Below are 15,810 nucleotides of genomic sequence, written 5' to 3'. Positions count from 1 at the left end.
GATATAAATATTTCATTGAAAAAATAACGATTGTAATTTAATGATATTAAAGGTATAAATTATGCATGTTTACCGTACATTACAGCCTTTTCATGCTATAACTTTAGATTTAGATAACACATTATACGATAATTATCCAGTAATAAATCGGGCTGAAGAAAAGTCAATATTGTTTTTGCAACAATATCATCCTGCATTATCTAAAATACAAAATAGGGATTATTATCAATCGCGTAAAATGCTTCAATTTATAGAACCAAATATTTGTCATGACGTAAATTATTGGCGTTGGAAATCTTTAAAGATAATTTTATTACAATCAGGATTAACTAAAAATGAAGCACAATTAGGCGCTGATTACGCTATGGAAATTATTATACATTGGCGCAACAAAATCGATATTTCTCTTAGTACACATAATGTGTTATCGGCATTAAGTTCTAAATGGCCATTAATTGCAATCACTAATGGCAATGCGAATCCTATTTCTTGTGGACTACAACAATATTTTCAAGATGTACTACGTGCTGGAATTAATGGTCGCGCTAAACCTTATAAAGATATGTATTATTTAGCTTCTAAGCGTTTTGGAATATCTTGTAAAAATATCCTACATGTAGGAGATGACTTGAATACAGATATAAAAGGAGCAATACATGCTGGGATGCAGGCTTGTTGGATTAGTCAATATAACTTAAATCAATTTTATTCAATTGATGCAACACTGTTACCACATTTGAAAATTTCAAAATTAACATCATTAACATATTTATTATAATGTTAATAGTTGTGTTGAATTCATATATCTATAAACAATTATTTACTATGTGTTATCTGTTTTATGAATGTTTATGACATTCTTGATCAACTAAATGATAAACAGCAAGAAGCGGTAACTTCTAATGATCAAAATATATTGGTGTTATCTGGAGCTGGTAGCGGAAAAACTCGAGTATTAGTTAATCGCATTCTCTGGTTACAATTAGTAAAAAAATATACACCATGGTCAATAATGGCGATTACTTTTACGAATAAAGCTGCTTCAGTCATGCGAAATCGTATACAATCTTTAATTGGTGTTCAAAAAAAAGTGATTTATGGATTAATACTTTTCATGGATTAGCAAATCGGTTACTACGTGCTCATTACGTAGATGCAAATTTACCAAAAAATTTTCAAATCCTCGATAACAACGATCAAATTCAACTTTTGAAACAATTAATGCGCTCACTTAACTTAAATGAGAACAAGTATGGCGTATATCAAGCTATGCATTATATCAATCGTGAGAAAAAATAAGATTCCAGATATTCCAAATATAAATATTAATAGCAATTCAATAAAAATGACATGGTTCCGAATTTATCAGTCTTATCAAGACATATGTAATCGTTCTGGATTAATAGATTTTAATGAATTATTGAAACGCGTATATATGTTATGTTTAAATTATCCGAATATTTTACATTATTATCAAAAACGATTTGTTAATATTTTAGTGGATGAATTTCAAGATACTAATACGGTTCAATATGCTTGGTTATGCCTTTTATCAGGAAAAAATAATAATTTAATGATTGTTGGCGATGATGATCAATCTATTTATGGTTGGAGAGGAGCGCAAGTAAAAAATTTTCAACGATTTTTAGAAGATTTTACACGTGTACGGATTATTACATTAGAACAGAATTATCGCTCTACTAATAATATTTTAAGAGCTGCCAATACTCTCATTTGTAAAAATGACACACGTTTTAAGAAAAATTTATGGACATGTAACAATAAAGGAGATGCTATTTCCCTTTATTGTGCTTTAAATGTAATAGATGAAGCTATGTTCGTAGCAAATAATCTAATAGATTGGAAAAAAAAACGACATGGTTTGCTAAATGAGTGCGCTGTTTTATATCGAAATAACTTTCAATCTCGTTTATTAGAAGAAATTTTATTAAAAAAATATACCTTATCACATATATGGAGGAATAGGATTTTTTGAACGCAAAGAAATTAGAGATATTATAGCTTATTTAAAATTTATTATTAATCAGAATAATGATACTGCTTATATGCGAATCATTAATACCCCTAATAGAGGAATTGGTCAACGCACTTTAGAAGTTATTAACAAATACGCTAATTTAAATCACTTAAGTTTGTGGGAAAGTAGCTTATTTATTTCAAATAAAAAAATTATTAAAGGAAGATCTGCTATTGCTCTAAAACAATTTATTATATTGATAGATTCCTTAAAAAATCAAATTCCCATCGCATTGTCCTTGCATGAACAAATTTTTTATATTATTAGGCAAGTCGGATTATGGAATATGTATAAAAAATATATCAATACCAACATATTATGAACGCATACAAAGTATTGAAGAGTTTATAGCAATGAGTAAGCAATACAGTATTCTATCAGCATCAACAGTAAATACATATCTATTACAACAATTTTTATCGTATATTTCTTTAGAATTTGAAGAAAATTTATTTAATACTTATTCAGATGCGGTACAACTCATGACGTTACATGCTTCAAAAGGATTAGAATTTTCCCAAGTATTTATTATAGGCTTAGAAGAAGGGATTTGTTCAAATTATGTTTCTTTAACTAACAAAGAATTATTAGAAGAAGAACGTAGATTAATTTATGTTGGCATCACACGTGCTATGCATAAATTAACAATTAGTTATTCAGAAACTCGTTATATTTACGGAAAAGAGACGGTCATTCAATTACCATCTAGATTTGTTAATGAATTGCCGATAGATTGTTTAAAAGTATGTTGATGTCGCTCATCAAGAGTGAAGCCCTGTTATTCGTATAAACTTATATTGCTATTTTATTGAATTTTCAGCAAGTTATTACTCTAATCCTCATTAGGATTATTATATAATACAAATATATCTATATTATTATTAAAAATATTTATAAATATTGACAATCTTTTTATTCTAGGCGTAACATGCCCGCTTTAATCTGCAAATTGTACTTATAATATCTCAGTGAATAACATCTAACCGAGTATTTAAATAACTATCATAATTGAATTATATTTATTACCAAATAAATAAAAACTTTACGAATTATTTGTACGTCATAGATATTTGATACGCAATGACGATCGTTTATAGCTGTTCTGTCATGTAATGCGTATTGTCGAAATTACATGATGGCATGAAAATAGCTATTTATTATCTAATTTTAGCTATTGTGATCTAATGTAGACTAATTTGTATTCTTTGAGGAAGCAATGATATATGTATAATATATTTCAATTAAAAAATAATCATTTATTTCGTATTAATGAAAAAGATAAGACATCATTTTTAAATAATATTATTTGGATTGATATAATAGATTCACGTGGCGATGGTCATAATTATATACCAAACATATTGCTTCACCAAAAAATAAAATTTTTTGAACTGAAAGACATTAACAAGACTACACGTTTTTTTAAAGATAAAAATGGATTACATATTCATTCTTTTTTCTTTTCATATAACAGCCAAGAACAAATAGATAACTCTAGTGTATTCTTTACCATCCACAATGGATGTCTATACACTTCGCGTAAAAAAGAATTTCCAGTATTTTGTATGTATCAAAAATATTTGCATAACCATTTGTTAATTAATGGAAATGCTTATGAATTATTATTAAATTTATTTGAGGTAAAACTTGATGACCTAACAAATAAAATAGAACATATTTATTCTACCTTAGAAACATTGAGTTCTGTTATTATGAACGGACAACAAATCGATGAATACGATCATGCGCTTTCTGATTTAGCTATATTGGAGAATATAGGGTGGAAAATTCGTGTTAATTTATTAGATACTGAAAGAGCAATAAAATTTTTAATACGTAAAGTAAAATTACCTGCATCACAACAACAATATGCTAACGATATTTTAAGTGAAATTACATTATTATTACCTCATAATGAATATGTATTTCATCAAATAAGTTCTTTAACCCAATCGGCAATGGGATTTATTAATATTGAACAAAATAGAATTATAAAAATTTTCTCAGTTATTTTTTTACCTCCAACTTTAATTGCATCTAGCTATGGAATGAATTTTAAATTTATGCCAGAATTACAATGGTCATTTGGTTATCCTAGCGCTATTATTTTAATGATTCTATCAGGACTTGCTCCGTACATTTATTTCAAATATAAAAATTGGCTATAAATATTATAAATATAATTACAGTACATATATAATTTTTCAAAAAAATACAGATTTAATTAAGATTAAATGTTTTGAAATTATATTTTCACATATATCTCAGCACAAAAAAACGATTGAAACTCAATACATTTAAATCATTTATATTCATTTTCATATAATGAACCTATAAAATATTTGTAATTTTAATTATATTTTATAATTAAAAGTTATATATAATATATTGAGAAATTCATTTAATAAATTATTATTTAAAAATAATATCTATGATATATCGATTTTTGTTGATATTATGTCATAATGTAATGATATAATAATGGCTATTATTGCTACATTTTAACAAAAACAAGCGAGGTAATACATGTTTCGCATCGTTGCGTCTGATTTAGACGGTACCCTGCTAACACCGGACCACCGATTAACATCTTTTACTAAAAAGATTCTAAAATTACTAACTACTCGTAATATTCATTTTGTTTTTGCTACTGGCCGACATCATACAAACGTTATGCAAATACGTGATAATTTGAAAATTAATTCTTATATGATTACTTCTAATGGAGCTAGAATACATAATACCCTCGGGAAATTAATTGCTTCTTACGATTTAGCTACAGAAATTGTAGATGATTTATTACGAGTAGTACATTATGATTCTCAAATTATTACTAATATTTTTTGTAATGATAAGTGGCTGATCAACCGATCAATATCAAAGAAAAATTGTTTTTATAACGGATATGAATCCAATTATCACATATATCAGAAAGATACGTTGCCCTTGAATGGTATCTGTAAAGTGTATTTCACTAGTAATAATTACAAACGACTGTTGTCTTTAGAAAAGAAATTACATGCACGTTGGAATCATCGAATCAATATTAGTTTTTCGCTCCCTACATGTCTTGAAGTGATGCCAGAAGGAGTTTCAAAGGGACATGCTTTAGAACAAGTAGTTAAATTATTAGGCTATCAACTAAAAGATTGTATTTCATTTGGCGATGGGATGAATGATCAAGAAATGCTAAAAATGGCAGGAAAAGGCTGTATAATGAGTAATGCACAGCAAAGACTGAAAGATAGCCTTCCATTCTTAGAAATTATTGGCAGTAATAAAGATGATGCAGTACCTCATTATTTACAATGTATTTATCATAAAAAATGGTCTGATTCGTCATTAACAAGTGGTGTTTAAAACTAATATTTTTTTAAAAAATTATTTATGCTAATTAATTGACGAGAACCTACTAAAAATTAAATTTAAAACATCCAAATATATTTATATATGAAATAACTTTTCAATTAAGTCATACACATAAATAACTATGTATCCCATCAAGTAACATTTGAGTAGAAATCATTACTAATAATAAACCCATTAACCTCTCCAATGCCCCGATACCTTTACTACCCAATAAACGAGAAAATACATTAGACAACATCAAAATTAACATAGATAATCCCCACGCAACAATTAATGCCAAAATTAAAAAATTGATTTTTTGAGGATATTGATGAGACAATAACAACAATGTTGCTAAAATTGAGGGGCCAGCGACTAAAGGAATAGCAAGTGGTACTAAAAAAGGTTCTTCTCCATCTGAAAATCCAGTATTATTTCCTTCTTCTGAAGGAAATATCATTTTTATAGCAATTAAAAACAACACAATACCTCCAGAAATTGAAACTGTTTCTGTGTGTAAATTAAGAAATACTAAAATATGTTCACCAACAAATAAAAATCCTAACATTAATAATAAAGCGATTATCATCTCTCTAATTATTATAATTTGACGTCGTTTTGGTTCTAGATCTTTTAGTATCGACATAAAAATTGGTAAATTTCCGATAGGATCCATAATTAAAAACAATAGAACTGTAGCTGATATCATTTCATTCATTATTATTTTCCTAAAAGTTATTTGTGTTTTATATACACCACGCTTTTTATAAAGTAAATTACAAAATATTATTATAAACGTATTACATCATATTACTTATAATACATGTATGCCGCATGAGATACTGAACATTTTTATATAATATACAATATATTTATATAAAAATGTTCAGTATCTCATGCTACTCGCGCTACATATATTCTTGGTACTTAATAATGACTGTGGGATTGACAATGAAAAATATTGGGTTTGTTGGTTGGAGAGGAATGGTAGGTTCAGTATTAATGAATCGCATGAGAGAAGAAAATGATTTTAGCCATTTTCACTCAATATTTCTCTCTACATCTCAAATAGGAGAATATGCTCCAAACGTTCAAGGATCACAAGAATTATTTTTACAAGACGCTTGTAATACCGATCTGCTTAATTCTTTAGATATTATTATTACATGTCAAGGTAGTGCATATAGTAAAATTATTTATCCAAAATTAAGAAAAATCGGATGGACAGGATATTGGATTGATAGTGCTTCATTTTTACGAATGAATGATGATGCGATTATTGTTTTGGACCCTGTTAATCAAGTATTGATAAAACAAGGTATAAATAACGGTATTAAAACATTTGTAGGCGGTAATTGCACTGTAAGTTTAATGTTAATGTCTTTAGGTGGATTGTTTGCTCATAATTTAATCGAATGGGTGTTTACTTCCACGTATCAGGCAGCTTCTGGATGTGGAGCGCGCGCCATGCGTGAGCTATTAATACAAATGGGCCAAGTGTACAATGTAGTAACTGATTTGTTAACGTCCCCTTCAATGGCTATTCTAGATATTGAACATATAATTACTAAATTTAGTAAAACTGATTCCTTATTAGTAGATTGCTTCAAAGTTCCTTTGATAGGCAACGTTATTCCGTGGATTGGTGATTATATGTATAATGGCCAAACTCAAGAAGAATGGAAAGGTCAAGCAGAAACTAACAAAATTCTCAATACTTCTAAAATTATAACAGTAGACAGTTTATGCGTACGTGTGGGCTCGTTACGTTGTCATAGCCAAGCATTTGTTTTAAAACTTAAAAAAGACATTTGTTTAACAGAAATAGAAGCATTACTTCAATCTCATAATAGATGGGTAGAAGTTATCTCAAATGATGTTACGCAATCATTAAATAAATTAACTCCTGTTATGGTATCCGGAACACTCAAAATACCCATCGGTCGGTTACGCAAATTGCATGCAGGTAACAAATACATTTCAGCTTTTAGCGTGGGCGACCAGTTACTTTGGGGAGCCGCTGAGCCATTACGCAGGATATTACGTCAATTACTATAAATTTTATTTATTCTACAAAAAAATTAGATTTATAAATATATAATTTAGGAGTAATGCAAATAGAAATGCAATGCTGAAAATTTTAAACAAACCAACTCAATTATACAGATAACTTATGGTTACTTTACTAACAAATCTTTCAAAATAAAATCGCTAATAAAAAGAATGCGTCCCGTGTTGATGTTGAGTCATATCTAGCACCCCTTTTAATTCTGGGAAAAGATTCTTTAAGGTAGTCTCGATTCCTTCTTTTATGGTATAGCTAGCCATTGCACAGCCATTACATCCTCCATAAAATTTAATAACAGCTAACAGATCTTCAGTAATACGTACTAAAGATACACTGCCTCCGTGTAGCTCTAACTGAGGATTAATCTGAAATTGTAATACATGTCTCACCCGATCTTCCAACGAATCATGGTTCATCTCGTTTATTGTATTATTGCATTCTTTAGTAGCATTCGGAGCTTTAATAGTAAGTTGAGAATCTAATTTATTAATTATCACGTCAATTTTTGCGTCTTTAAGGAAAGGCATATATATTGGATCTATGTGTACAGAAAAAAGATCAAACTTAATAACCATATCGCTGGGTTTAAATTCTTCTGGTGGACAAAAACAAACACCACATTCTGCACGAACTGTACCTGGATTAACCACAAACACTCGTATCTGAGTACCTGATTTCTTACCCACTAGCAGTTTAGAAAAATGTTTTTGTGCAACTGGGGTTATATAAATCATATGATATGATACCTAATCGTTTTTTAAAAATGCAAATAGTTTATAGTTTTATTATGCATATGTTGTATAAACTATTTGGGATAACTTATATATATTTTTATATACTTTCAATATGTATTATTTATTTATTTATTTTCTTTATTTTTTTTGACAAATAGCTTATGTTATATGTGTTACACGTAATTAGCATGTTTTATGTATGTAATTTAAAAAATCGTTAACTACATCAATGACGACTTGAATTGATTATAGCAAATTTATTTCAACATATAAATAATATTTAAGACAATAAAATGAATATAAAATTAACCATATATGTCTAGTACTTAAAAATCTGGTATCTATTAATGAGAGAATTAATTACTATATTTTAATTTTCAAAACGAATTAACAAAAAATAGTTAAAAAATATAAATTTATAACACCAAAATGATGAAAAAAAAATATTTTTTATTACACAATTATTAATTCCCACGAACCTCAAATCCTGGTAACAGGATGTTTACGAATAGTTAAATTCACTAATAAACAGTTAGAGTATCTACGTATAGACAATTAAATAGTATTATACTCATATAAAGAAACACAGTGTAAATATTAAATATGCAACCATTTCTTTTTCTAAGAGAAATAATTAATTTCAATAACATATTTAAAGTACTACCAATCAGATATTAATAAAAGTTTAAATATACTTAATATTAAATTTTAATTTTTTTTATCAAAAACCTAACGACATCTCTCTTTCGTTTTCAAAGAGAAAAATGTTATTCATGATAAAGAAATTTATAGTTTTGATATCTATCAAAATGGTTTATATTCATAATAACTAACATGTCAATTCATCATGTATTACATATACATGATGTTAAATTTTTCAACGCACTACATTATTTATTATAATAATGGTGAATAACTTATTATTTTATATATTTAATGAAAGAAATGCATATCTTTCAATTGTATGAATATATCATTATCAGATTGATAATGAACGTTGGAAGTTTATGTGATTTTATCTAATCATATGAGTGTAAATAATCATGATTTAAATATTATGATAAACATCAATGTAAAAATATGGAAAAACTTACAATACCAGTGTTTTAAAATCAATTCTTTATCTCTTATAAAGAGAGAACATTCCATATTTTAAACAATAAAATGCTTAAATCATTAATTAAAAAATAAATTTATATTTTCAAAAAATCATGTTATCTGCATAGAACTAAATTAACCTTGTACCTATGTTTGATCATATTTATTTATTCATTGTCAAATTTGTTTTCCACTATGAGAATAAATAAGTTTCTAAGTTGTATCTGGACAAAGATTTGTATTACAATGATAGCATGTTGTTACATGTTAGCAATTAATAGTATGATCGCGATCATTATATATATCATATATTAGATGTACATTTATAAAAATAAGATGATTTTAACGCTTCATATTTTTGTATTTGTGCGTTTATCGATTAGTTGGGTCTTCATATAAAGTGATGAAACGATAAAATGAAGAAATCATTTTCATATCATAATATGTTAAAAAAAAATAATATTTTTTTAATTGGCCCTATGGGGGCTGGGAAAAGTACCATTGGGCGTCAACTAGCAAATCAATTAAACATGGATTTTTTTGATTCTGATCAAGAAATTGAGACTCGTACCGGAGCAAATATTAGCTGGGTCTTCGACGTAGAAGGAGAAGCTAGATTCCGTGATCGTGAAGAAAAAATTATCGATGAATTAACGAAAAAACAGGGAATTATATTAGCCACCGGAGGTGGTTCTGTCAAGTCTCACATAACACGGAATAATCTGTCCGATCGTGGATTTGTAGTATACTTAGAAACGACTATTGAAAAACAATTAATTCGAACGCAACATGATAAAAGGCGTCCATTGCTGAGATCCCCATTAGCATCAGGCAATACTCGCGAATTACTGGAAGTATTAGCGAAAGAACGTAATCCATTGTACGAAGAAATTGCAGATATAAGAATTTCCACGGACGAACAAAATGTTAGGATTGTCGTTAATAAAATTATTATTCTTCGCAATCAGAGCAGTGTATGACGTTTGTTATTATAAATTCATTGTTTTAATATTAAAAGTTTTTATAATTTTGCTATGGAAAAAATTATCATAAAGTTACAAAAAAGAAGCTATCCAATTATTATTGCAGATAAATTGTTTAATGATTTCTCACCCTGTTGGCCATTAAATATTGGTGATAAAGTAGTATTAATTACCAATGATCGAGTGGCGCCGATTTATTTAAATATATTACGTAACTTATTGACTAGATCAGGCATTGTTACTGATCAATTAATTTTACCAGATGGTGAACAAAACAAATCTCTAATTACATTAAATACAATATTTACTAAATTACTAAAAAAAAATTATGATCGTAGTACAATACTTATTGCTCTTGGTGGAGGTGTCATCGGAGATATAACTGGATTTGCAGCTGCTACATACCAACGCGGAATACGTTTTATTCAAGTCCCAACAACACTGCTTGCACAGGTAGATGCATCCATTGGAGGAAAAACTGGCATTAACCATATACTTGGTAAAAACATGATTGGAGCCTTTCATCAACCTATTGCGGTTGCTATCAATTTAGATGTCTTGCATACGTTGAGTATGAAAGAGTTTTCTTCTGGATTAGCTGAAATAATTAAGTATGCTATAGCTCTTGACTCTAGTTTTTTTAGCTGGTTGGAATCCCATTTGGATGATTTATTAATTTTGCATTCGCCATCTTTAATGTACTGTATTCGTCGTTGTTGTGAATTAAAAGCATCTATAATTACAATTGATGAACGTGATCAAGGTATTAGAAGTGTATTAAATCTTGGACATACCTATGGCCATGCTATAGAATCATACCTGGGTTATTCACAATGGTCTCACGGTGAATCTATAGCAGCAGGTATCATGATGGCAGTAAATACTGCATTGCGTTTAAATCAGTTTAATTGCAGTGATGCAAAACGCATAAAGTTATTACTAACACGAGCAGGTCTACCTGTGCGTGGTCCAAAAGAAATGACATCAAAAAACTATTTGGAATATATGAAACGCGACAAAAAGTCAATATCAGGACAACTTAACTTAGTTTTGCCCATTTCTATAGGAAACGTAAAAACTGTCTTTAACGTAAACCATGAGTTAGTATCTTTATCCATTGAAGACACTAACAGTTCATAACTATATTTAGTGATTAATAAGTATTAAATTTTAATATAGTCAGTGTATGTATAATACACATATATAATACACATAAGAAGATTATTTTTTAAAATTAAGTATAATTTAATAAAATTGTTACTCAATAGTGTTGAGTTAGATTTTTTATTCTAATTATATTTGGGATTTATGCTTACATAATACGATTAGCAAATATAAACAATCTGAATTTATAGATAATTACTCCAATATACAAATCATATAAAATATAAATCCTTATTTGAAACAATTCTGTCTTTATAGATTTATGAAAATAAAATATTTTATGTAAAAGATAATAATATAATCCTTCTAAATTTATATTATTATTTGATTTAATTAAATTAAAATAAACTATTTTATAGTATATAATCTTTAATGGAAATTACATGAAACATTTCTTAATAGCTCCATCTATTTTGTCAGCTAATTTTGCTAAATTAGGAGAAGATGTTACTAATGTTATATCTGCTGGCGCAGATATTCTACATTTTGATGTTATGGACAATCATTATGTTCCTAATTTAAGCGTAGGATCTATGGTGTTACGGTCACTACGTAGTTACGGAGTTAGTATCCCTATTGATGTGCATTTAATGGCAAAACCAATAGATCGATTAATCTCAGATTTCGCTGCTGCTGGAGCAAATTATATTAGTTTTCATCCAGAAGCCACAGAACATGTTGCTCGATCATTACAATTGATTAAAGAATACGGATGCAAGGCAGGATTAGTTTTTAATCCTAGCACTACTCTTAATTATTTGGAATATGTAATGGATAAAATTGACCTAATTGTATTAATGTCAGTAAATCCTGGTTTTAGCGGGCAATTGTTTATTCCCATGATTTTAAATAAAATACGTCAAACACGTAAATTAATAGACAATACTAACTATAATATTAATTTAGCAGTGGATGGAGGTATTAATATAAAAAACATACATTCAATTTTTAAAGCTGGTGCAACCACTTTTATTATAGGGTCAGCTATCTTTAGATCTGAAAATTATTACGAAATTATACATAATTTTCGATCTGTTTTATCAAATCAATAACGAAAGATATTTAGTATTTTATTTTTTAGATACATAATTAAAGAAATATTATATTTTTTACCAAAATTATTTTATTTGAAACAAATATTATTCGATATATTATTTATTTTTTATAAAACAATTTTATTTATAGGTTTTATAACTTAATATCATACAAACTATATGCTTTTGCTGTGTAAATTTTAAAAATAATAACATTTTAATTTGTTTTATCATAAACACTATGGAATATATCTGTATGAATAAACCAATTTTATTTAGCGGAGCGCAACCATCAGGTGAACTTACTATTGGTAATTATATCGGAGCGATACGTCAGTGGGTTAAAATGCAACAAGATTATCAATGTATATATTGTATAGCAGATTTGCATGCAATTGCAAATCAGAATAATTCACATCGATTGTATGAAACATCATTAGATACATTAGCTTTATATTTAGCATGTGGTATTGATCCTAATAATAGTATAATATTTATTCAGTCCCATGTTCCAGAGCATAGTCAATTAAATTGGTTATTAAATTGTTATACGTATTTTGGAGAGCTAAATCGTATGACTCAATTCAAAGAGAAATTAACACAACAAAAGGAAAATGTTAATATTGGGTTATTTAACTATCCAGTACTAATGGCATCAGATATTTTATTATATCAAACTAATTTAGTTCCTGTAGGTTCTGATCAGAAACAACATTTAGAATTAACACGTAACATTGCTGAACGTTTTAATCATACATATGGAACAATTTTCGTTGTTCCAGAAGTATTTATTCCTACATGTGGTTCTCGTATTATGTCCTTGTTAGAACCAAATAAAAAAATGTCTAAATCAGATCGTAGATCTGGTAATATGATTCGTCTTTTAGACGATATTAATATGGTATCAAAAAAAATTAAACGTGCTGTTACCGATACCGATCAACCTCCAATAATTAAATATGATCCTATTAACAAACCGGGTATTTCTAATTTATTAGAAATTCTTTCCGGGATAAGTGATCAACCTATTACGTATTTAGAAGAAATTTTTAAAGAAAAAACATATTCCCAGTTAAAAAATGAAATTATTAAATCAATATCATCGGTGTTGATAAAATTTCAAAATTGTTATTATACTGAACGTGCTAATGAAGACAAATTACGTTATATATTATGTGTAGGAGCACAAAAAGCGCAAAAAAAAGCTAATGTCACTTTAAAAAAAGTGCACAAAGCAATGGGATTGAGTGATTAATTAAAAATAATTAATTTTTAACATCATTATATTAATAATATTAATGTATAGTAGACGCATAAGTAAAAATAAAATGTTATTTAAATTTAAAAACACACATGCAATAATGGCATGTATCTTCGTAGGATATTAATTATTAAATTGATTACAGCATAACAAATTAATCATCTGCACTAGTTTATGATATTAAAATACATAAAAGTGTAACGTGTAAATTACAACTACGTTTAATTGATACTGTTTATATGTAAAATAAGTTATATTTTTATATGTTTATTTTCTTTTCTTTAATATAATTGATTAATAATCAGATTAATCCGACATTATGTTCCAAAAAAATTTTTGAGTACATGACATAATTAATTTAATTATTACATCTAATTATAGAATTATAATGAACAAAATTCTTATTATCGATAATTATGATTCCTTCACTTGGAATCTTTATCAATACTTTAGAGAAATGGGTGGTATCGTGGAAGTTAGAAGAAACGATGCTTTAAATATTATAGATATTGAGCAATTATCTCCTGAACGTTTAGTAATTTCCCCTGGACCTGGTACACCAGACAATGCAGGTGTTTCTTTAGATGCAATCTATTATTTTCATAGAAGAATACCTATTCTTGGGGTATGTCTTGGGCATCAAGCTATAGCTCAGTTTTTTGGAGCTAAGTTAAAATATGCACAAAGAGTAATGCACGGTAAAATTTCTCTAATCCATCATAACGGAAGCGGAATATTTACTGAAGTAACACAACCTTTAAATGTAGTTCGGTATCATTCTTTAGTAATAGATTCAAACACTATGCCAGCATGTTTAGAAATCACTGCATGGAGTACATGCAGTGATAAATATATCGAAATCATGGGTATTCGTCATCGTAACCTGCTCGTAGAAGGCGTGCAATTTCATCCAGAAAGTATATTAAGTGAACAGGGACATCAAATTCTAGCCAATTTTATGAAGTATTAACTTAAATTTTATCAAATCTGTTGAAACTCTAACACTTAAAAGTGATTGTTTCTTATTTCTAGTAATTATTAAATTATGATTTTAATACTCCAAAATATACCGGGGATGTATTCTAATGAACTGAATAATTATTTTATACATTCATCTTATTTTTTTAAATAAGATGAATGTATAACTCAAGTGTTTACATTTAGTGTAATTCACTTTACATGCAATTGTAGAAATTTTTCTTCATTTTAAATTGAATTTAATTATGTATTTTGTATGTTTTTTATAATTAGTTTATTTATGAAATTTAAAATTCATTATATACGCCTTCATTAATAACAAATATAAAACTAAATTATTATACTTAATGTAGGGATAACAGTAATTTTACTGATAATATTAAATATTTTTAAAATACATTCAAATTTATGGTTGTATTGATCTTGCAATATATTTTATGTTTATAAAAACTTATAACTCAATTTGCAAGAACCACATTGATTACAGAAATTATATAAAATGTAATATCTAAATTAAAAACTGTAAACAGCCAAATTATAAATTCTCTAATTCTTAATAATATAATCGTATCTGTTCAATATTTAATTATAAACTGATGCTAAAGTAGCATGCGATTTTTAATCCCAAGATACCACAGAATATAATTCTGTGATCAAAATTAAAAAATTTCAACCTTAAAATTATAAAGCATTTAAATTATATATATTTATGATATATATTAATATCATATATTAATATGATCAAATCTCAAAATTTTTCAATGTTTCCATTGGTTCCCATCATAAACTAAAAACTTTTTGATAAACCTAAATTTATTAAAATCATCGATTCAAGATGCTTATATCAGTTTATGCAATTTATTGCATAAACATTATTCAGATGTGTAAAAACTTATGTGTTTAGGCATATATATATTTTTATTATAAATGTATATACTCAAAAATTCATGGTTATACAGCATATCGTAATCATATACAATAAAAAGTTATCTTATAAAAAGGTGTAAAATATGAAAGCATTTTTTGTGAAATTCATTTTATTCATTTCTATTATTTCTCTTGCCCTTACTGGTATTATCTGTTAGACTGTTAAAGTTGGAAGAG

Annotated in this window: 14 protein-coding genes and 1 pseudogene; 13 read left to right on the top strand and 2 right to left on the bottom strand. The window is 27.4% G+C overall.

The features are described from left to right. Positions 1 to 61 precede the first annotated feature (61 nt). From yigB to yigL, 7 genes and pseudogenes are all read left to right on the top strand, one after another. Positions 62 to 778: a 5-amino-6-(5-phospho-D-ribitylamino)uracil phosphatase YigB gene (gene yigB, locus M9394_RS01290; RefSeq protein ID WP_250247199.1), complete on the top strand. Its 717-nt coding sequence runs from the start codon at positions 62 to 64 to the stop codon at positions 776 to 778. A gap of 63 nt (positions 779 to 841) precedes the next feature. Then, on the top strand, positions 842 to 1,123 hold the full coding sequence (locus M9394_RS01285; RefSeq protein ID WP_250250180.1) for a UvrD-helicase domain-containing protein: 282 nt from the start codon (positions 842 to 844) through the stop codon (positions 1,121 to 1,123). Further along, positions 1,066 to 1,299, top strand: coding sequence for a UvrD-helicase domain-containing protein (locus tag M9394_RS03360; RefSeq protein WP_420022165.1), 234 nt, complete (start codon positions 1,066 to 1,068; stop codon positions 1,297 to 1,299). Before M9394_RS01285 ends, M9394_RS03360 begins: the two co-directional genes overlap by 58 nt. Continuing rightward, positions 1,241 to 2,360, top strand: a pseudogene (locus M9394_RS03355) (3'-5' exonuclease). The gene M9394_RS03360 and the pseudogene M9394_RS03355 overlap by 59 nt, the downstream one beginning before the upstream one ends. Before the next feature lie 31 nt (positions 2,361 to 2,391). Further along, positions 2,392 to 2,790 carry a 3'-5' exonuclease gene (locus M9394_RS01275; RefSeq protein WP_250250178.1) on the top strand — a complete coding sequence of 133 codons (399 nt, stop codon included), beginning with the start codon at positions 2,392 to 2,394 and terminating at the stop codon, positions 2,788 to 2,790. A gap of 471 nt (positions 2,791 to 3,261) precedes the next feature. Then, positions 3,262 to 4,206 (top strand): magnesium/cobalt transporter CorA, encoded by a 945-nt coding sequence (corA, locus tag M9394_RS01270; RefSeq protein ID WP_250247201.1) that lies wholly within the window; start codon positions 3,262 to 3,264, stop codon positions 4,204 to 4,206. Between the two features lie 358 nt (positions 4,207 to 4,564). Next, positions 4,565 to 5,398: a sugar/pyridoxal phosphate phosphatase YigL gene (gene yigL / locus M9394_RS01265; protein WP_250247202.1), complete on the top strand. Its 834-nt coding sequence runs from the start codon at positions 4,565 to 4,567 to the stop codon at positions 5,396 to 5,398. A gap of 112 nt (positions 5,399 to 5,510) precedes the next feature. Here the strand turns inward: yigL and M9394_RS01260 are convergent, their stop codons facing one another. Then, complete coding sequence (locus M9394_RS01260; RefSeq protein ID WP_250247203.1) at positions 5,511 to 6,104, bottom strand: YhgN family NAAT transporter; 594 nt, start codon at positions 6,102 to 6,104, stop codon at positions 5,511 to 5,513. 233 nt (positions 6,105 to 6,337) lie between these two features. Here M9394_RS01260 and asd point away from each other — a divergent pair, with 233 nt between their 5' ends. Beyond that, entirely contained in the window at positions 6,338 to 7,444 is a 1,107-nt protein-coding gene (gene asd, locus M9394_RS01255) for an aspartate-semialdehyde dehydrogenase (RefSeq protein WP_250250236.1), read from the top strand. 153 nt (positions 7,445 to 7,597) lie between these two features. On the opposite strand, the gene M9394_RS01250 is transcribed toward asd, so the two are convergent. Beyond that, on the bottom strand, positions 7,598 to 8,188 hold the full coding sequence (locus M9394_RS01250; RefSeq protein WP_250250176.1) for an NfuA family Fe-S biogenesis protein: 591 nt from the start codon (positions 8,186 to 8,188) through the stop codon (positions 7,598 to 7,600). Positions 8,189 to 9,729: 1,541 nt separating this feature from the next. Here M9394_RS01250 and aroK point away from each other — a divergent pair. From aroK to M9394_RS01225, 5 genes are all read left to right on the top strand, one after another. After that, a complete protein-coding gene (gene aroK / locus M9394_RS01245; RefSeq protein ID WP_250247601.1) occupies positions 9,730 to 10,266 on the top strand; it encodes a shikimate kinase AroK in 537 nt (178 codons plus the stop codon). 54 nt (positions 10,267 to 10,320) lie between these two features. After that, on the top strand, positions 10,321 to 11,409 hold the full coding sequence (gene aroB, locus M9394_RS01240) for a 3-dehydroquinate synthase (RefSeq protein ID WP_250247205.1): 1,089 nt from the start codon (positions 10,321 to 10,323) through the stop codon (positions 11,407 to 11,409). Positions 11,410 to 11,816: 407 nt separating this feature from the next. Next, complete coding sequence (rpe, locus tag M9394_RS01235) at positions 11,817 to 12,485, top strand: ribulose-phosphate 3-epimerase (protein WP_250250174.1); 669 nt, start codon at positions 11,817 to 11,819, stop codon at positions 12,483 to 12,485. Positions 12,486 to 12,723: 238 nt separating this feature from the next. Next, a complete protein-coding gene (gene trpS, locus M9394_RS01230; RefSeq protein ID WP_250250172.1) occupies positions 12,724 to 13,722 on the top strand; it encodes a tryptophan--tRNA ligase in 999 nt (332 codons plus the stop codon). Positions 13,723 to 14,116: 394 nt separating this feature from the next. After that, on the top strand, positions 14,117 to 14,698 hold the full coding sequence (locus M9394_RS01225) for an anthranilate synthase component II (protein WP_250247211.1): 582 nt from the start codon (positions 14,117 to 14,119) through the stop codon (positions 14,696 to 14,698). Positions 14,699 to 15,810: the final 1,112 nt, after the last annotated feature.

This window comes from Candidatus Blochmanniella camponoti (assembly GCF_023585825.1).
GTDB lineage: Bacteria > Pseudomonadota > Gammaproteobacteria > Enterobacterales > Enterobacteriaceae > Blochmanniella > Blochmanniella camponoti.
The sequence above is the reverse complement of the archived record's forward strand: the minus strand, read 5'-3'. Positions and strand labels throughout refer to the sequence as shown.

Coding starts and splice junctions, on each gene's coding strand:
- yigB (WP_250247199.1), top strand. CDS start 62: ATGCATGTTTACCGTACATTACAGCCTTTTCATGCTATAACTTTAGAT.
- M9394_RS01285 (WP_250250180.1), top strand. CDS start 842: ATGAATGTTTATGACATTCTTGATCAACTAAATGATAAACAGCAAGAA.
- M9394_RS01275 (WP_250250178.1), top strand. CDS start 2,392: ATGAGTAAGCAATACAGTATTCTATCAGCATCAACAGTAAATACATAT.
- corA (WP_250247201.1), top strand. CDS start 3,262: ATGTATAATATATTTCAATTAAAAAATAATCATTTATTTCGTATTAAT.
- yigL (WP_250247202.1), top strand. CDS start 4,565: ATGTTTCGCATCGTTGCGTCTGATTTAGACGGTACCCTGCTAACACCG.
- M9394_RS01260 (WP_250247203.1), bottom strand. CDS start 6,104: ATGAATGAAATGATATCAGCTACAGTTCTATTGTTTTTAATTATGGAT.
- asd (WP_250250236.1), top strand. CDS start 6,338: ATGAAAAATATTGGGTTTGTTGGTTGGAGAGGAATGGTAGGTTCAGTA.
- M9394_RS01250 (WP_250250176.1), bottom strand. CDS start 8,188: ATGATTTATATAACCCCAGTTGCACAAAAACATTTTTCTAAACTGCTA.
- aroK (WP_250247601.1), top strand. CDS start 9,730: ATGTTAAAAAAAAATAATATTTTTTTAATTGGCCCTATGGGGGCTGGG.
- aroB (WP_250247205.1), top strand. CDS start 10,321: ATGGAAAAAATTATCATAAAGTTACAAAAAAGAAGCTATCCAATTATT.
- rpe (WP_250250174.1), top strand. CDS start 11,817: ATGAAACATTTCTTAATAGCTCCATCTATTTTGTCAGCTAATTTTGCT.
- trpS (WP_250250172.1), top strand. CDS start 12,724: ATGAATAAACCAATTTTATTTAGCGGAGCGCAACCATCAGGTGAACTT.
- M9394_RS01225 (WP_250247211.1), top strand. CDS start 14,117: ATGAACAAAATTCTTATTATCGATAATTATGATTCCTTCACTTGGAAT.